The 19,887-nt window shown below is 28.9% G+C and carries 16 protein-coding genes, 1 tRNA gene and 1 pseudogene; 1 reads left to right on the top strand and 17 read right to left on the bottom strand.

From position 1 onward, the window contains the following. Positions 1–75: 75 nt before the first annotated feature. The 8 genes from F811_RS0105335 to F811_RS0105300 form a co-directional block, all read right to left on the bottom strand. Positions 76–507 (bottom strand): hypothetical protein, encoded by a 432-nt coding sequence (locus F811_RS0105335; protein ID WP_020004248.1) that lies wholly within the window; start codon positions 505–507, stop codon positions 76–78. A gap of 9 nt (positions 508–516) precedes the next feature. Further along, positions 517–1,947 (bottom strand): spiro-SPASM protein, encoded by a 1,431-nt coding sequence (locus tag F811_RS0105330; protein WP_020004247.1) that lies wholly within the window; start codon positions 1,945–1,947, stop codon positions 517–519. A gap of 22 nt (positions 1,948–1,969) precedes the next feature. Then, entirely contained in the window at positions 1,970–2,659 is a 690-nt protein-coding gene (locus F811_RS0105325; protein ID WP_020004246.1) for a hypothetical protein, read from the bottom strand. 19 nt (positions 2,660–2,678) lie between these two features. Then, positions 2,679–3,755 (bottom strand): peptide chain release factor 1, encoded by a 1,077-nt coding sequence (prfA, locus tag F811_RS0105320; RefSeq protein WP_020004245.1) that lies wholly within the window; start codon positions 3,753–3,755, stop codon positions 2,679–2,681. A 71-nt stretch (positions 3,756–3,826) separates the two neighbouring features. Beyond that, a complete protein-coding gene (locus tag F811_RS0105315) occupies positions 3,827–5,449 on the bottom strand; it encodes a hypothetical protein (protein WP_020004244.1) in 1,623 nt (540 codons plus the stop codon). A 157-nt stretch (positions 5,450–5,606) separates the two neighbouring features. Next, entirely contained in the window at positions 5,607–6,821 is a 1,215-nt protein-coding gene (locus F811_RS0105310; protein ID WP_020004243.1) for an FprA family A-type flavoprotein, read from the bottom strand. 33 nt (positions 6,822–6,854) lie between these two features. Further along, positions 6,855–8,780, bottom strand: a complete 1,926-nt coding sequence (locus F811_RS17165) for an acyl-CoA dehydrogenase family protein (protein ID WP_020004242.1) — start codon at positions 8,778–8,780, stop codon at positions 6,855–6,857. 64 nt (positions 8,781–8,844) lie between these two features. After that, positions 8,845–10,194: a butyryl-CoA:acetate CoA-transferase gene (locus F811_RS0105300; protein ID WP_020004241.1), complete on the bottom strand. Its 1,350-nt coding sequence runs from the start codon at positions 10,192–10,194 to the stop codon at positions 8,845–8,847. A gap of 344 nt (positions 10,195–10,538) precedes the next feature. On the opposite strand from F811_RS0105300, the gene F811_RS0105295 reads away from it, so the two are divergent. Then, positions 10,539–12,149 (top strand): peptide ABC transporter substrate-binding protein, encoded by a 1,611-nt coding sequence (locus F811_RS0105295; RefSeq protein ID WP_020004240.1) that lies wholly within the window; start codon positions 10,539–10,541, stop codon positions 12,147–12,149. A gap of 217 nt (positions 12,150–12,366) precedes the next feature. On the opposite strand, the gene F811_RS0105290 is transcribed toward F811_RS0105295, so the two are convergent. The 9 genes and pseudogenes from F811_RS0105290 to F811_RS16730 all read right to left on the bottom strand — a co-directional run. Beyond that, a complete protein-coding gene (locus F811_RS0105290) occupies positions 12,367–12,930 on the bottom strand; it encodes an energy-coupling factor transporter transmembrane component T family protein (RefSeq protein WP_020004239.1) in 564 nt (187 codons plus the stop codon). Beyond that, positions 12,930–13,493 carry an elongation factor P gene (gene efp / locus F811_RS0105285; RefSeq protein ID WP_013114470.1) on the bottom strand — a complete coding sequence of 188 codons (564 nt, stop codon included), beginning with the start codon at positions 13,491–13,493 and terminating at the stop codon, positions 12,930–12,932. The genes F811_RS0105290 and efp overlap by 1 nt, the downstream gene beginning before the upstream one ends. 61 nt (positions 13,494–13,554) lie before the next feature. Next, positions 13,555–14,790 carry an ATP-dependent Clp protease ATP-binding subunit ClpX gene (gene clpX, locus F811_RS0105280; RefSeq protein WP_020004238.1) on the bottom strand — a complete coding sequence of 412 codons (1,236 nt, stop codon included), beginning with the start codon at positions 14,788–14,790 and terminating at the stop codon, positions 13,555–13,557. A 182-nt stretch (positions 14,791–14,972) separates the two neighbouring features. Further along, positions 14,973–15,575: an ATP-dependent Clp endopeptidase proteolytic subunit ClpP gene (gene clpP / locus F811_RS0105275; protein ID WP_020004237.1), complete on the bottom strand. Its 603-nt coding sequence runs from the start codon at positions 15,573–15,575 to the stop codon at positions 14,973–14,975. Between the two features lie 17 nt (positions 15,576–15,592). Then, positions 15,593–16,903, bottom strand: a complete 1,311-nt coding sequence (locus tag F811_RS0105270) for a trigger factor (protein ID WP_020004236.1) — start codon at positions 16,901–16,903, stop codon at positions 15,593–15,595. 104 nt (positions 16,904–17,007) lie between these two features. Continuing rightward, positions 17,008–17,080, bottom strand: a tRNA-Gly gene (locus tag F811_RS0105265). Between the two features lie 61 nt (positions 17,081–17,141). After that, the gene (locus tag F811_RS0105260; RefSeq protein WP_020004235.1) at positions 17,142–17,951 is read right to left on the bottom strand and encodes a Cof-type HAD-IIB family hydrolase; all 810 of its coding nucleotides are present in this window, start codon (positions 17,949–17,951) and stop codon (positions 17,142–17,144) included. A gap of 407 nt (positions 17,952–18,358) precedes the next feature. Continuing rightward, complete coding sequence (locus F811_RS15585) at positions 18,359–19,057, bottom strand: ribonuclease HII (protein ID WP_020004234.1); 699 nt, start codon at positions 19,055–19,057, stop codon at positions 18,359–18,361. Positions 19,058–19,081: 24 nt separating this feature from the next. After that, positions 19,082–19,887: pseudogene (locus F811_RS16730) on the bottom strand (hypothetical protein); the annotation flags it as partial.

The raw sequence follows: 19,887 nt of genomic DNA, 5'->3' as shown, positions 1-19,887 counted from the left end.
AGTTTACTGCATATAAATTCTTTATGTAATATAAACTGTTTTTTGTATATTGGTTTTTTATATAATAATCATATTTTATAAAGTAGCATTCATAAATGCCATTACTATAAACTGTAAGAGACTAATAAATAAAAATATAGCTGTATCCATTATAAAAAGAGAGTAGGGATAATTTGTATGTATAATAGAGAACCTTGCTTTATCAGCTATTATCAAAGAAGAGTACATTAAAAATCCGATAATTAGTTTTATATGATCCTTTAAAGGTACGAACTCAAAAAAAACAATAAAAAATAATGCTATAAATAAACTTTGAATAAAAGAAAAAAGCTCAAAATAATAAACAAGTTTAAGCCTGTTATTCCAATTACGCACACCGGGAAGTATTTCTCTCATATAATAAAATTTTTTAATAAACTGAAATTCTAATACAAGCCTTATAGATAAAAATCTGACAACATAACAGGCTAAAACAAACTCTAAATATCTTACTACTATATGTTCCATAATTATCAATTAAAAATTATATAAATACCATTCATCGCATTTATTACAAAAATCCAAATCTTTTAAAGCATAATATTTATCTAGTGAACTCCATATATCCTCTAAAGAAGTATCATATATTGAAGATATTTTCTTTTCTTTATTAATATCAAACCTACAAATATAAACATCTCCGTAAGAATCTATAAATAAATCACGTGCCAAATGCCAGCAGCCAGTATTAATAAGAGGTGCCATATCCCCTACTCTATTATCATCTATAATACCTCTGTAAGTATAATATTTCTGCATTATAATATCTATTTTATATTTATCAAAATATTTATAATATGATGCCAAATAATCAAAATTATCTTTCTGCTTTACTATCTGCATGTATGTATTTTTAGGTTCTCTAAGAAGATAATAATCTATATTTGACATAATGGTTTTTATATCGCCGCTGTCATATATTTTATTATAAACATTTTCATCTATAGTATCTAAATGAATTATAACATGCAGATTAGAATTTTCTGACTGCATATTTATTAATCTTTTAGCTTTTTCGCTGTAAAGAAGCAAAGCATTAGTCTCTAAATATATATTAACATTTTTATTTTGAAGAGCAAAGTCTAATATATCAAATACTTCGCTATTTAAAAGAGGCTCGTAATAACTTCCTATAGACATATGAAAATCACCGCAGAAACTTAATATCTTATTGTAAATAGTTTTAAACTCTTCTAAAGTTATATTTTTCTCTTCTTTGCTAAGTTCTGTTTTTATAGTTTGATTTTTTAATAAATATTTATTTAAAACATTTTGTCTATTATTAATATCTATTTCTATATATGAAGGCAAAGTTCTTCTTATGCTTGGATTATTTTTTATTAAATCAGCCATTTCTTTATAGCTTTCATTATTAATAAGTCTTTTTATAATAAGAGCGTTTCTTTTACTATCAGCAAATAAATAAAGTCTGTAATATCTCATATCATATTCAGATATAAGTATTTCTATTTCAAAAAAATTAGGATCAACAAATACTATATTGCTTACAGCATTTTCAGAAGGTTTTATCTCTTTTGTTTTTATAATATTAAATAATTTCTCAAATGCTGTTCTTCTTATTATAAAAGGAACTATACCTGAAGGATAATTTTCTCCATAACTAAAATAAGCTATATTTTCTTCATGAATTTTTGTAAGTTTAATAGTCTCTTCAATATTAAAAAGAGGCATATCGCTTGGTATATAAATTATATTATCATAATTCTCACTTTCTTTATAAATATTATTCAAATAATTTTCTATGTTTTCAAGATCATTATTTTCTATATATTTAATATCACAATTTAAATTATTTTTTAAAACTAGAGCTTTATTATAAAAAATACTTTCAAACTCTTTAGAAAACTCATTATCAAAAGACTTATCAATCAATATTAAAAAACTCATTTTTTATAACCTCTTTAAATTATTAAATATAATCCATAATATCATTAGGAGTTCTGGATATTAAATTACAAATACGGCATAAATATAAACTATTCTCCATATGCTCATTATAAAGTTCATTTATAAGCACATCCTTAAAATTATTAACTTTATTATCTATTATTTTTAAAAGAGAAGTGGCACCGCAATAAGGGCATCTGTATGCTAAATCATCTAATATATTGTATATAGCAGCTCTTTCATATTTATCTTTACCGTACATTTTTATTCTATTATTTATATATCTATGAGGAAAAATTTCTCTATATTCATTTAAAGTAATTTTTTTTAATGCACTTGTTTTTATATTTTTTATTTTACTTTCTCCAAGTAAAGAATACATCTGACACATAGATATATTATATAAATTAAGCAAATCTATAAACTTATCATTAGTAAGCTCATAGCTGTCTATAGTTATAATCTCTGGATAATCACTCACTACAAGTTTTAATTCATCTCTATTTTCTCTAAAAGAACCGAACTCTCCAAAAATATATTTATCATCTTTATGATAAGCAAATAATCCCATCAAATAATCATCATCATTACCATAAGAATAATCGCAGTATAAAACATTATCAAAACTTTTTATATAAGCAATCATATTATCTTCATTATGTATATTATGAATAATCTTTTCTTCGCCGAATATATTTTCTACGTCTTTCATAAATAATCCGTTAATAATACTAATCAGAATATGAAGCAAGCATATCTTCCTGCTCTTTTTTAAATAAAGCATCAGTTATTTCTGTTATCTCACCGTCCATAAATCTATCTAATTTATAAAGAGTAAGATTTATTCTATGATCAGTAACTCTGTTTTGAGGGAAATTATAAGTTCTTATCCTCTCACTCCTATCACCAGAGCCAATCTGTTCCCTTCTCTCTTTTGCCTCTTTGGCTTTTCTTTCTGCTTCTTCTTTTTCGTATATCCTAGCACGAAGTACCTTTAAAGCTTTAGCCTTATTTTTATGCTGACTCTTTTCGTCCTGACACTGAACCACCAATCCAGTAGGTAAATGCGTAATCCTAACAGCACTGTCAGTAGTATTAACCGACTGCCCTCCAGGTCCGCTTGAACGGAATATATCAACTCTTATATCTTCATCTTTAATAACAACATCGCTTTCCATAGCCTCCGGCATAACAGCAACAGTAGAAGCTGATGTATGAATACGTCCTCCAGATTCTGTAGCAGGTATTCTCTGCACCCTATGCGTACCGCTTTCAAATTTTAATGCTCTATATGCATTTTTTCCAGAAACAGAAAATATAACCTCTTTATATCCTCCAAGTTCTGTAGGACTTGTATCTATTATCTCCATTTTTAAATTGGCTCTCTCTATAAAACGGCTGTACATTCTAAATAAATCACCAACAAATAAAGCTGATTCATCTCCTCCAGTACCTACTCTTATTTCTATTATTATATTTTTTCCGTCATTTTTATCTTTTGGAAGAAGCAGAAGTCTAAGAGAGTTTATGATATCTTCTTTTTTTTGATTAAGTTCTTCTATTTCTGCTAATGCCATCTCTTTAAGGTCTTTATCAGTCTCTGGATTATTAATCATCTCATTTGATTCTTCTATTTCTTTTAATACTGCTTTTAATTTTCTGTATTCTTCAACAATATCTTCTATTTCAGACTTTTTTTTCATTAAATCCTGAATAACTCTATTATCTTTTATATTTGCATCATTAAGTTTCTGCACTATATCTTCGTATGTATTTTCTACTAAAGAAAGTTTATCAATTATAGACATAAAATAAATTTCTCTCCCAAAATAATGACTATTATATACGAATAATTATATTTATCAACTATTAATAATAACTATTTAGTTACGCTGTTAAAATTAGCCTTAAAGTCAATATTAATATGTGTATAATTTGAGCCGATAGTAGAACCCACTATAATACTGTTAGGATAGCTCCAAGTTCTAAGAGGGATATCAAAATTTCTTAATATATCCTGAGATTTAGAAAGCTGTATTGTAAATATATAATCAGCATTCATATCTTTGGAAGTCTGAGATTTTATATATGATTCCAAAGTCTCTGAAGAATGACTATTATCAATTACTGTTTCTATTGCCTTTTCATCTTCACTTGCAAAATATATGCTGCCTATGAAGGTATAATAAAGAACATTAGAACCATTATTCAAATCATAAGAATATATAAAATTATTATTATAACTTCTTTCGCCTTTATTAAGAGTAGGATATTTGTTTAAAAGTGCTATTTCTAATTTAGGCAAAAGAGAATTATCATTTTCTATATTAAATATAATAACAGGATAAATGAGTTCGGATCTCTTAGCCTCTACATAAGCAACTGCCATTTCCCCATAAAGATCATTAATTATACTTCCAAATGAATATACATCATTCATCTTTGTAAATAGATTAAATATTTCAGAAGAAAGCTCATTATCATGTTTAAGTTTCAAATCATTATATATTATAGGATAAAGACCAGCTAAATATGATTTTAATCCAAAATACATAACAGTACTATCTTTGGAGAGATAATTCTGTATATCTATATTTCCATTTAATCCGTAAAGAGAGTATCTGTCAGAACCTCCGTACTCATAATCAGCAAAAATATCACAAAGACCATTATCATCATTAAGTTTGATATTTCCGTATATAGAATAAACATTCTCAAAATATTTTAAAGGAGCAAATAAAAGAGAACCTTCGCATTTATTGTAATCAAATAGATTTTTATTGATATAAAAAGAAATATCCGCATTATAGTCACTTTTCACTCTGTTAAGCAAAGCTATCTCCCCTAAATCAGAAGGTTTTGAGTTTAAAAAGTCTATAATTTTTTTAATATGATTATAATTTTTAGCTGCTATTAAAACACCTTTATAAAAAGTAAAAAAGAAATAAGGCGTACCATTATCTAAAGCATATATTCTATTTCCATTATAATTAACTTTTTTTAAATTATATGTGTTATTTTCTATTGTTAGAGTATCAGAATTAAAAAAAGCATTTAATAAAAAAGAATTAAGCCTTCCTATATCAAACATATAAAATATTTCAGAGTTTTCTAATGTTCCATTGTATCCCCACAATAACAAAGCAGCATTTCTTTTTAAGATTGAACCTGAAACCATTTTAACAAAAAAATTATCATTTGTTTTTAATCTGTTTGCAAATGCATCTACACTTCTAACAAGAATAGAAAAATCATACATAGATTCATCATGGGATATTCTATATGCATATATTGAATCAGAAAATTTAAGTACGCTTTTATCGAGGCTTTTCACGCTAATATATGCGATACTATCTTTTGGTATTTTTACTTCGGACATATCTTTTTTATGAAGCCCATAAGGGAAATATCCAAGTACAAAAAATAAAATCATTATTATGATTAATATAATAGATAATATAAAAAATAATTTAATCTGTCTCTGTCTTTTAATGCTTACCATAAAAAATTATTTCCTTATTATTATCATATTTACATACTTTAACCAATATTTACTGTCTATTATTTTCGTCAAAATTCCAAAATCATTTATATAAAAAAGCCGACCCAAGTATAAAACCCGAATCGGCCTTTATTGAATAATATGTTGTATTATATTATTATTTTTTAATAGATTCAGCTATAGCATCAACTAAAGCATCCATTTCGCCAACGTTAGCAGCTTTCATAGAAGAAGTAATAGAAACTTGAGCATCTAAAATCTCACATTGTTTCAAATTATTTTCAATGAATTCCTGCATTAAAGCACCAGATTTAGGAGCCCAAGAACCATTTTCAATGATAGCAAATTTACGTTTTTGAACGTTAAGAGCTCTCATATCATCTAAATAGTTATGCATAGGCGGATAAATATTTAGGTTGTAAGTAACAGAAGCTAATACAATATGGCTCAATTTGAAAGTGTCAGAAATCAAGTAAGAAACATCAGTGCTTGATACATCATGCATAACGATGTTTGTAATACCTTTTTCAGCTAATTTGCAAGCTAAAACACCAACCATATTTTCAGTATTACCATACATAGAAGCATATACGATTAATACACCTTTTTCTTCAGGTTCATAAGTACTCCATTTGTTGTATTTATCAAGGATATATCCAAGATTATTTCTCCAAATAGGTCCATGTAAAGGACAGAACATTTTAATTTTATCAATGATTCCGCCAGCTTTTTTAAGCAAGTTTTGTACATGAGGGCCGTATTTACCAACGATGTTAGTATAATATCTTCTAGCTTCATCTAACCAATCTCTGTCGAAGTTAACTTCATCATTGAATAGTTTTCCGTCTAAAGCGATGAAAGAACCGAAAGCGTCAGCAGAGAATAATACGCCATTAGTAGTATCAAAGCTAACCATAGCTTCAGGCCAGTGTACCATTTGAGCAGCAACGAAAAGTATTTCGTGTTTACCAAATTTTTGAGTATCGCCTTCTTTTACTTGTATTTTTTTATCGTCTGGAACAGTAAATCCGAACTGATCCATAAACATGAAAGCTTTTTCAGTAGAAATAACTTTAGTTTCAGGGTGTCTTAATAAAACTTCGTCTATAGAAGCAGCGTGGTCTGGTTCCATGTGGTTAATAACCATATAGTCAAGTTTTTTGCCATTTAAAACATATTCTAAGTTATCTAAGAATTGTCTGCAAACAGCCCAGTCAACTGTATCAAAAAGAACTGTTTTTTCATCTAAAAGAACATAAGAGTTATAAGAAACACCTTTAGTTAAAGGGTGTACATTTTCAAATAGAGCCAAGCGGTGTTCATTAGCTCCAACCCAATATAAATCTTCAGTAACTTTTCTAACGCAATGCATTATTTTCCTCCTAATTATTATTATTTATTTTTATTAAGCCTTAATGAAGTTAGCTTTTTCTTCACTACATTCAGGACATACCCATTCTTCAGGAAGAGCTGTAAAGTCTGTACCTGGAGCTATTTCTGCTTCTGGATCACCAATGAATGGATTATACTCATAACCGCAACCGCTGCATACATAAATTTTAGGTATTTCAATTGTTTTCTTAGGAGCAATTTTTTTCATTTTTTTGTATGGAACTTCTGCAGGTTTTTTAGCAGCAGTACCGCCTAATGCTTTAGTTAACAAAGGCAAAATTTCTTTAACATCACCAACAATACCATAGTCAGCATTTTTGAATATTTTAGCATTTCCTCTAGTATTGATAGCAACAATAATAGCAGCATTTTTAATACCTTTCAAGTGTTGGTTAGCACCAGAAATACCGCAGGCTATATATAAGTTACCATTGAATTTTTGACCAGACATACCAACATATCTGTTGATAGGTAAGTATCTCAATTCTTCAGCAACAGGACGAGAACAACCTATAGCAGCACCAGCAGCTTTAGCTAAATCTTCAACAAGTTTCATGTTTTCTTTAGCACCAATACCTTTACCAGCACTTACTACTCTTTCAGCATCAATTATAGGAGTGTTCATATCTATACCAACAGAGAAATCAATTCCATCTTTTTTGAGTGCAGCTACTAAAGCATCAACTTTTTCCTGAGCTGAACCATCTTTGAAGATGATATTTCTTCTTTCACCTGTGATAGGACCTTTTTTAGCCATAGGACCAGCAACAGCACCTGCAGGAGCTTTAGGCATTTTACCAAGTATAGAAGCAGAAATAACAACTCTTTGAATTTCGTTAGTACCTTCATAGATTGTACAGATCTTAGCATCACGATAAGCTCTTTCAACCATGTAAGCACCTTTAATGTAACCATTACCACCATGGATTTGAAGTGCATCATTAACAACTTCCAAACCTATATCAGAAGCATATTGTTTAGCCATAGCAGCTTCCATACCATAAGGTTCATGAGCTTGTTTTAATTCAGCAGCACTGTAAACTAAGAATCTAGCAGCACGTAATTTAGTAGCCATATCAGAAAGTTTGAAAGCAATAGCTTGTTGTTGAGCGATAGGACGTCCGAACTGTATTCTTTCTTTAGCATATTCTACAGCAGCTTCATAAGCTCCTTGTGCTATACCTAATGCTTGAGCAGCAATACCAATACGACCGCCGTCAAGAGTCATCATAGCAATTTTAAATCCTTGACCTTCTTTACCAAGTAAGTTTTCTTTAGGAACTTTAACATCATTGAAAAGTAATTGAGCAGTAGCTGATGAACGTATACCTAATTTATTATAGTGTTCACCGAACTCAAAACCTTCCCAGCCTTTTTCTACGATGAAAGCACTGATACCTCTAGTACCAATACCAGGAGTAGTAACAGCAAATACAACATAAGTATCTGCTTTAGGAGCATTAGTGATGAAGATTTTTTCACCGTTCAAAATATAATGATCGCCGTTTAATACAGCAGTAGTTTCTGTACCACCTGCATCAGAACCAGCTTCTGGTTCAGTTAAACCGAAAGCACCTATTTTTTCCCCTTTAGCAAGAGGAGTTAAGTATTTTTTCTTTTGTTCTTCTGTACCGAAAGCATCGATAGGATAAGAACCTAAAGAAGTATGAGCGGATAAAATAACACCTACACCGCCATCTACTCTTGAAAGTTCTTCTACAGCTATTGCATAACTTAATACATCAAGTCCTGCACCGCCGTATTTTTTATCATAAGGCAAACCCATGATATTTAATTTTTTTTCACCCATTTCAGCTACAGCTGCATCTGGGAATTTGTTATCAAGGTCTAGCTCTACTGCTATAGGTTTAACAACCTCTTCTGCCCAAGCTCTGACCTTAGCACGGAACGCTTCATGTTGTTCAGTAGTTTTAAACATTTTTTTCTCCTTATAAGAATATTATTTAATAATAGTATATAAAAATGATAATCAATATTCAAATTTATTTATTGCTTTTTCTCCAAATTTTAGCTTTTTCAGCATCTTTTATCAATCCTTCTCTAAAATCAGGATGAGCTATAGATATTAAAGCTTCTGCTCTCTGCCAAGTAGTTAATCCTTTCAAATTAACTTTTCCGTACTCTGTTACTACATAATGAGTATTAGCTCTAGTATCTGTTATGATAGTACCATTTGCAAAACTAGGAACTATTCTTGATTGTAATTGTCCGTCTTTACCTTTTACTGTTGAAGACAAACATATAAAGCTCTTACCGCCTTTGGATAAATAAGCACCTAATACAAAGTCTAATTGTCCGCCTGCTCCGCTTATATGCTTGAAGCCTGTTGATTCAGCACTTACCTGACCGAATAAGTCTATTTCAACAGCATTATTGATTGACATAAAATTATCTATAGAAGATATTACTCTTACATCATTAGTATAATCTACAGGTGCTGATAAACATTCTGGGTTATTATTTATATAATCATATAATTTTTTTGTACCTGCACCAAATGCATAAGTTTGTCTGCCTCTGTCTATATTCTTTTTAGAACCTGTTATTTTTCCAGCCAAAGATATATCTACGAAAGCATCAACATACATTTCTGTATGAACACCTAAATCTTTTAAATCAGACTGTGCTATCAATGAACCTACAGCATTAGGCATACCGCCTATACCTAACTGTAAGCAGGCACCATTTGGTATTTCTTCTACTATGAGTTTAGCTACTGTTTTATCAACTTCAGTAGCTGCTCCGCCGCCGCCCATTTCTACGATAGGAGGATTATTGCCTTCTACTATCATATCAACTTGGTTAATATGAACTGCTTCTCCTCTAACTGTTTTTGAACCTAAACATCTTGGCATATTTTTATTAACTTCTACTATTACACATTTGCATCTTTCTATCATAGCCTGCATATGAGAAGCACTAGGACCAAAATTGAAATAACCGTCTTCATCCATTTCTGATACTTGGAACATTGCCACATCTATACCTCTTGGCAAATCTCTGTAATATCTTGGCATTTCTGAATAACGTATAGGATCATAAAAACAAAAACCTTTGTCTATTGCTTTTCTTTCCAATCCAGACATATGCCATGAGTTCCAAGTCATATATTTAGCAGCATCAGGAACTTTGAATATCTCTGGTTCCCAAAATAATATTCCGCCTCTGAAATTAAGGTCTTTTAATTCTGGAAGTCTCTTAGCTAGAGCTTTGTCCAATTCTATTGGAGTAGCAACTACCCAGCCGTAATCAACCCAATCACCTGATTTTACAACCTTAACAGCTTCTTCTGCTGTAGTTAACTTTTCTTGATAAATCTTTTTAAAATCCATAAAAAACTCCCCGCTTATATTTTTGAATAAAATTAATCGTTTTTTAATAAACTCTAGTATAGTAAATTTAAATTTGATTGTCAATTAAATTTTAATTATTGAACATATTTTTTTTGTATTTTTACACAGGGCAAATTAATATCTTTTTATAGACTTAATAATTATATTTTTTATATAATGAAAAGCATTTTTGTGAAATCATATAATATAAAAATATTACAAAAAAATAATTATAACTATACTAAATCACAAAAATATATATATTAATATTGACTTTATACCAATATTTAATATAATAATTAAATATATATTAATGTTTTTTTGTTTCGGAGTTCCATAAAAAAATGAAAAATATTTTTTTATATTTAATAATCATTATTGCAATCATTTCCTGCAATAATCACAACGAAGAAATAGACCCGACAAGAGATATAATTGTTAATATGGGAAGCGAGCCTGCTACAATAGATCCTACCCTAAACTCTATAGGGGTAGTAAGTACATATATCTTACATGCATTTGAAGGATTAACAAAAACAGATCCTAATAACAATATAAGAGCTGGAATGGCTGAAAGCTGGGATATATCAGAAGACGGATTAACATATACTTTCTATCTAAGAACAAATGCAAAATGGTCTGACGGTAAACCAGTAACTGCTTATGACTTTCAATACAGTTGGAGAAGGGCAGTAGATCCTAATATTAATGCTTCATATGCCTATATGATGGAAATTGTAAAAAATGCAAAAGATATAAGAATGGGACTTATGAGCATATCAAATTTAGGTGCTGAAGCTTTAGATGATTATACATTAGAAGTAGTACTGGAAACTCCTTCTATGTACTTTATAGACTTCCTAGCTTCCACTGGAATATTTGTTCCTTTGAGAGAAGATATTATAAATAAATACGGAGATGAATGGACGCTAAAACCTGAAACATATGTTTGTAACGGACAATATAAATTAAGAGAAAGAGCTGAAAATGAAAAAATAGTATTTGAAGAAAATCCGTATTACTATGATAAAAGTGAAATAATAGCTAAAAGAATAACCTTTGTGTCAAATTCTGATGTACTAAATATTATTGGACAAATTACTAACGGACAGGTACATTTTTCAGCATTAGAAGCACCCGCAGATGAGCTAGAATATCTTAAAAATAAAGGATATATTGTTCCAAATAATGCTATAGGAACTATATATCTTGAATTAAATATAACAAATGAAGCATTGACAAATAAATTAGTAAGACAGGCATTATCCCTTGCTATAGACAGAAAATATATAGTTGATAATATACTTAAAGGTTCTCAGACTCCTGCTGGAGCTTTTGTACCTCCTGCTGTAAAAGGAATTAATTATTCTTTCAGAGAGGAGTCATCTAATTATATAGATACAGACAGCTATGAAAAAAACATTATAAAAGCTAAAGAATTAATGGCTCAGGCTGGATATCCAAACGGAGAAAACTATCCTGCTTTGCAGTTAAAAGTATCTCCCGGAATATTTTATGAAGTTGGAGATGCTATTAAAAAAATGTGGAAAGATAATTTAAATATTAATACTGATTTGCAGGAAGAAGAGTTTCCAGCTACATTATTAGCCCTTACAAAAAAGAAATATCAAATTGCTAGAATGGGCTGGACTGGTGATTATTATGACCCTATGACTATGCTTGATGTTATGATAAGCTACGGAGGAGTTAATCATTCTGGTTTTTCAAATGCCAAATATGACAGTTTAATATCAGAAGCTAAATTATCATATGATAATAATTTAAGAATGAAAAATATGAGAGAGGCTGAAGCTATACTTTTAGATGAAATGCCTATTATACCGCTATATTACAGATCCGATTCTTTTATAGTATATCCGTATTTGAGAGATTTGGTATTAAATCCTTTAGGAAGGCATAGATTTAATTACTGCTATTTGGAGCAAACTAATTAACTATTATTAATATTTAAGCTGTGTATACAAATGTTTTTAACTTTTTCAGCCTAGAACATCCATAATCTTTGTTTAGTACGATTTTAGAGAGAGTGCATAATTGTATAAAAAAACAAAATTATACAGCATATAAAATATTGTATAATTCTTAAATTAAATAATTATGTTTTTTATTACTTAAATTAATAGCATAAAAAACTAAAACAATTTTGCTATACTACTTATTTAAATTTCTGTAATAAGAAACTAAACTCTCATAAGGATAAAGTCTGAAAGAATCATTATAAACATTCTCTAATAGATTTTTTATTAAATTTAGTTTATCTTTAAAACTTTTATTTTTATCTCTTATCTTATTAAACTCAAGAAAAAATGATTTTCTTACTATCTTCATAAAGATACTTATTCTTATCATCTCATCAAAAAAATGTCCGTTTGGAACTTTTAATTTTTTTATTATGATAAAGAAAATTGATAAAAAATAAAGAACAGATGCTATTCTAATAAAATAAATAATAGTGAAATCTACACCAACTTTATCAAGATAAATACCAAAAATAGTATAGTACTCGCCTCTTGAGTTTAATGCCTGAATGATAAATATTGCAAGAAAATAAGGAATTAAATAAAGCAACTTTTTTATAGTTTTATAAAAAGACTTTGTAAATATTATATGAACTATAAAAAGAGCTGCTAAAGTATATATTAAGAAATTAACTTTTATAAAAAATATAGTTATTAATATAAATAAAGCTAAAATAATGGTGAATATATAAAGCATTATTTATTTACGCGTTCAACATAACTGTCATCTCTAGTATCAACTTTAATTTTATCACCTATATTTATAAACAAAGGTACATTAATCTCAATACCTGTTTCAAGTTTAGCAGGTTTTAATGTAGTACCTGTAGTATCGCCTTTAAAACCAGGTTCCGTATAAGTAACTTCCAATACCACATGTATAGGAAAACGTACCGCTGTAACTTCATCATTAATGTATTGTAAATCTACTTCGCTGTTATCTAATAAATAATATTTGCTCTCACCTAATATATCAGCACTTACATGAACCTGTTCATAATTATCAAGTATCATAAACACATAGCTGTCACCCTCTTCATAAAGATACTGAGCTTTTTTATATGATAAATCAGCCTCTTCAACACTTTCTGTAGATGAAAAAGTTTTCTCTATCATATTACCTTTAAGCATGTTTTTTAATTTAGTTTTTACATTTGCCTTTCTCTGCTGAGCTCTGTGAAAGTGAGCATCTACAACTAAATAAGTTTCTCCGTCTAAAATTATAGCATCGCCTTTTCTTAAATCATTTACTGGTAACATTAAAACTCCCTAAAAAATTATTTTGTTATTTTTAATTTGTAATATAATTAAATATATAAAATTATTCGTTTACAGTACCTAATCTGCTTTCAACATATTCTTTATCAAGCTCAAAAACTTTCTTTTCTTTGTCATCAGTAGGCATATCATACATAGCATCAAGCATAACACGTTCAAATAAAGCTCTTAAACCTCTTGCTCCTGTATGCTCTTCCATAGTTTTTTTTACTATTACTTTTAATGCCTCATCATCTATTTTTAATTCTATATTGTCATAAGAAAATAATTTTTGATACTGTTTAGTCAAAGCATTTTTAGGCTCTTTTAGTATCTGCAAAAGCTCTTCTTCTTTTAACTCTTCTAAAGTGGCTATTACTGGAAGCCTTCCTATAAGTTCTGGTATAAGCCCATATTTAACCAAATCTTCTGTAGAAATATTTTTCATTATCTCATCATAATTAAGATTATCCATAGAATTAACTTCAGCGGCAAAACCCAAACCTTTTTTAGAAGTACGTTCAGCAATAGATTTTTCTATATCTATAAAAGCCCCGCCGCATATAAAAAGTATATTAGAAGTATCTATATGCAAATTATCCTGATGAGGGTGTTTTCTTCCGCCATGAGGAGGAACAGTAGCAACAGTACCTTCCACAATTTTTAATAATGCCTGCTGTACACCTTCGCCTGATACATCTCTTGTAATAGAACGGGATTCACTTTTGCGTGAAATTTTATCTATTTCATCAATATATATTATACCTTTTTCTGCCAATTTTATATCGCCGTCAGCATTCTGTATAAGCCTTAAAAGAATATTTTCAACATCATCACCTACATATCCAGCCTCTGTTACAGTAGTAGCATCAGCAATAGCAAAAGGCACATTCAAAGCCTTAGCTAAAGTACGAGCAAGTAAAGTTTTACCGCTTCCTGTAGGACCTATTAAAAGTACATTAGACTTTTCTATTTCTACATCATTTTTATCTTCTGCACTTTGAGTTATTCTTTTATAATGGTTATAAACTGCAACAGATAAAACTTTTTTAGCATAATCCTGTCCTATAACATATTCATCAAGTAAAGATTTTATCTGCTTTGGCGGAAGTATTTTTATTTCATAATCTTTTTCTTTAGATTTCTTCTTTTGAACATTCATGTTAAAATAGTCATTTGCTATAGCAGAACAATCAGAACATAAATATCCTTCATTGCCTTCAATATATCGGCTTAATTCTTTTAATTCTCTTCCGCATAGAGAACAAACTTCTTTTTTATCATTACCTTTTTTAGACATATCTCTCCAATTTATATATTAAAAAATATATTATCATATAATCAATAATTAAGTTTATATATTCTATATCAAAATATAAGTATTTCAATAATAAATTTCAATAATAAAATAAAAACTTGCATCCAAAACAAGGGGCTTAATATGCCCCTTGTTTAATTATTTTTCAAATAAAAATTATATTATTATTCTCTGCTAGAGAAAACCTTATCTATTATACCATATTCTTTAGCTTCATCAGCACTCATAAAATAATCTCTATCCATATCAGCTTCAAGTTTTTTAATATCCTGACCTGTATGATTAGCCATAATATTATTAAGTATGCTTTTCAAGCGTATAGTTTCTTTTAATTGTATTTCCATATCAGTAACCATACCTCTTGAACCGCCTGAAGGCTGGTGAATCATTATTCTTGAATTAGCAGTAGCAAATCTTTTACCTTTAGCCCCTCCTGCAAGAAGCAAAGCACCTGCTGAAGCAGCCTGTCCTACGCATAAAGTAGCAACATCAGGCTTAACATACTGCATAGTATCATACATACCCAAAGCAGCTGTAACAACTCCGCCGGGACTGTTTATATATAAAGAAATATCTTTTTCTGGATCAGCAGATTCCAAAAATAAAAGCTGTGCTATAACTATATTAGCAACATCATCATTAATCTCTCCGCCCAAAAATATAATTCTATCTTTTAAAAGCCTTGAATATATATCGTAAGAACGCTCTCCTCTGCTTGTTTGCTCTATTACATAAGGTATAGTCATATAATTTCTCTCCAAATCCATATTTATCCTTTTAACAATTAATATCCGCCCCAAACATCATTCTCTTCTGGTTTGAATTTACCTGCATCTTTTTCTGATACCTGTACATGTTCTTTTACATAATCTAGTATAGCCTCAGAAGTAGCTCTAGTTTGAGCATCACGCATTATATAATTGATAATATTCTGCTGTTCTTCTTTAGGAAGTTTAGCAAGTCCCATATAGCTTTGATATTGATACATTCTGTTAGCATATTCTTTAGCCTTATCTTCATTAACTGTGATAGAATCTTTATAAGTATCAGCTAATTTTGCCATAATCATATCAAAAGTTATTTGTTTTCTTACATTTTCTTCATATTCTTTTCTAATATCATCATCAGTTTTTGCTACAGAAATTAAGAAATCAGTTTTACTCATACCTCTGCTTGACATAGATCTTTCAAATTCATTTAATGAAGTTTCTAATTGTTCTTCATAATAGCCTTTTGGAAGAGTCATATTAACTAATTCTATTAATTTATTAAATAAAGTATCATTTACAAGCTCGCTATTTGCTCTGTCTTCTGCTCTTTTTATTAAATGATCTTTTAAAGATTCTTTTACTTTTTGTCTGTCCTCTTCTTTAGAATCATCTTTCATATCAGGTTTTTCTACTTTTACAATATTCATTATTAGTGTAGCTTCTCTGCCGTCAACATAAGTTTTAAGAAGTTTTTTATCATCTTTTTTTACGCCTACAGCATTTCTTGCAAATATACTGTCATTTTCATCATCGCTTGCCACAACAGTTAATTCTTTATTGTATTTTTTATTTTCATCATCATCAAATTCTATTTTAACATATACCCTGTCGCCTATTTCTGACTTTAACTCACTTTCATCAAAATGAGCAAATCTTTGAAGAGATAATTTGTATGCTTCTTCAACTACGCTGTCATCAACTGTATATTTATTTTTTTCTACACTTATAGAAGATAAATCAGGCAAATCAAACTCTGGTATAGGGTAATACTCATAAGTAAGATGAAGTCCGTCTTCTTTGTTTTCTAAGTTTAAAAGTTTAGGAGTACCCATAGCTTTAACATTTTTCTCATCATGATAAGTATTCCAAGCATCTTCTATTAAAACCTCATTAGCTGCACCTTCCAAAGCCTCTCTGTATCTTGAAAGTATAATATTGTTAGGGGCATGACCTACTCTAAAACCTTTAACATTAACTCTAGGCTTATAATATTCTATTTGTTTTTCCAACTCTTTATTATAAGCATCTTTTGATACAATGAGTTTAAGTGTAACTAAATCTTTTTCATCGGTTGAAGTTTCAAAATTCAAATCTTTAATATCCATTTTTAATAATACCTTTATTAAGCTTTATTATTAAGCTTTAATTAATAAAATTATAATAAAAAAAATAACCCCAATAGAAAAGCCATCTACTGGGGTATAAGATGAGCGGGAAACGGGACTCGAACCCGCGACAGTCTGCATGGCAAGCAGAAACTCTACCAACTGAGTTATTCCCGCATAGACATTGACAATACTATAACATAAAACAAAAAAATGTCAATACTACCAATATAAAATTCTAAATAATTATATTCAAATTCAAAAACTTATTTAAAAAGTCTCCTACCCCGTTTTCATCATTACTTAAGCATACATAATCTGCCTTTTTCTTGACATCTTCTTCGGCATTAGACATAGCAACTCCTACACCAGCATACTCTATCATCTCTATATCATTATAATTATCCCCAAAAGCTGCTATCTCTTCTCTTTTAATACCCTTATTATCACAAAGCCATTTTAAAGCACTGCCTTTATTTATACCTTTAGCTAATACCTCTAAAAAATTGGTATGTGAAAATGATGTATGAACATTAAAATTACTCATTATATATGACTGAAGCCTTAAAAGTTCTTCTCTTTCACCTATAAATACCATTTTACTGAACTCAAAATTATCTACATTTTCCAAACCTATTATTGTATCAGTAATATTTTCTTTTTCTATATATCTTTCATAATAAAAATCAGGCTCGGATACTATATACTTATTTCCGCTGTATACATGAAGATAAACTTTATACTTATCAATCAAATCTGCTATCTTCCTTGAAGAAGCCTCATCTATTACTTTATTATACACAAATTTTCCATTAGTATCAGCAATTATAGCACCGTTAAAAACTATAGAATAATTATCATTATTAATCATATCTTTATAACGCTGCATACCATTAAAAGGTCTTCCAGTAGAAAGTATAATTTCAATACCATTATTCATTAAATACTGAAAAACTTTTTTATTATAATCGCTTATCTCACTTTCACTATTTAAAAGTGTACCGTCCAAATCTGTTGCTATTAATTTTATTTTATCTAAACTTTTCATGAAAATATACTACCATAAAATCTAACAAAAACAAGTATTAAAATTTAAGCAATTATTATCATATATATGGCTTTTTATATAAATAAATTTTAGTATATACATAAACAAGTACAGTTTGTCAAAAATTTAATTTTTTAAATTTATTATTTGTGGGGACTAGCCCCCCAGTTCTTTTGTTGACACAAAGAACCAAAAAGACTGTATTTTTAGACTAAATTTAGAATATACGCTACATTTAATACGTGTATACAAAATATAAAGTTCTATCAATTGTGTTTTTCGCTCTGCGTGCCTTTGGCGACAACTTTGGCGAAGCCCAAAGAAGTATGCGGAAAAAAAATCGATAATTCTATATAAAGTCCATCAGCTGACAAAATAAAATTGTTACAGTATAACCTAAACAAATATTACAAAATGAGATTATCTTCTTCTTTTTTATTTGAGAAATTTGATTTTATAGGCTCAAATGAATATCTATGCATATCACTTGCTCCGTACATCTCAATAGCTTTCATATGCTCTTTAGTACCGTAGCCTTTATTTTTAGCAACTTTATATTTCTGATAAACTTCTGGAAGTTCATTCATCATTCTGTCTCTTTCTACCTTAGCAACTATACTTGCACAGCCTATACTGTAGGATTTAAAATCGCCTTTGGTTATAGAGCATTGCTTTATATCAATATCTAGTTTTACAGCATCTATAAGAAGTACATCAGGTTTTATATTTAACCCCCTAACAGCATTAACCATAGCAAGTTTTGTAGCATTATAAATATTAATTTCATCTATAGTTTTGGCATCTACCGAATATACACTATAACATAATGCTTTATTAATAATTTTATCATAAAGCTCTTCTCTTTTTTTAGCAGATATTTTCTTAGAGTCATCAACCTCTTCTACTATATTTTCTCTTACCACTTCAATATCATTATTAAGTTCTAAAGGCATTATAACGGCGGCAACTGTAACAGGTCCGAATAAACAGCCCCGTCCTACTTCATCGATACCGCATATATATTTATAACCTAATGATAAATACTCTTTTTCATAGGCAAATTTGTCTATGATGGAGGAATTATATTTAGAGTCAAACATATCCATAAAAATTAATCCCTCCTAAAAATATTATAATAGTTGATAAGCCAAAAATACTATTATTATAATAACAAATAAAGAAACAGATACTATAGCAACATTACCTATTTTTTTATTTACTTCTTTAATCTCTTTATCATTTTTTACTTGATTATCTTCTATTTTTTTAATCTTTTTATTATTTTTAGAACTCTCTTCATTAAGTCTATTTTCTATATAATTAACAAGCTTTTCATTTTGATTGTTATTATAATTTACTCTGTTTAATCCTTTACTATAATCTTGTACTTTATTAGATTCTAATTTTGCATTTACAGTATTGGCAAGCTCTTCATATTTTAAATAATTATTTTCTAATATTTCATTGATATTTTTAATAAATGCTTCATATCTGCTGTCTGTATCTTGATTCTCTTTATCAAAATATTTTTTCTGTTCATCAATACCAATATTAAATTTATTATTCAAATTATCAGCAAGCTCTTCGTATTTTATATTATTTTTTTCTAATATATCATTTATAGTTCTAATAAATTCTTCATATTTAGCATTCTGTTCTTCTATATGAGTATTAATTTTATTATTTATATCTTCTTCAAGGTCTTTATGTCCTTTTCTTAAAGATGAAATATCTTTAAAAGTTTTTAGATTCTGTTCCAGCATTACATTATTATAGTTGGCATTGTTACTGTCTATTTTCTCTGTAATACTTTCTTCTAACTCTTCTTTTAATTTAGAAATATTTTCTTTTTCTTCTTCAAAGAATTTTGATTGCTCTTCTTTACTGTTTTCTATCTGGCTAGATAATTCTTCTAACTTGTTTTGATTATATTCTT

This window comes from Brachyspira innocens ATCC 29796 (genome assembly GCF_000384655.1).
Lineage (GTDB): Bacteria > Spirochaetota > Brachyspiria > Brachyspirales > Brachyspiraceae > Brachyspira > Brachyspira innocens.
Note: the sequence above shows the minus strand (reverse complement) of the source record. Positions and strands in the feature narration are given on the sequence as shown.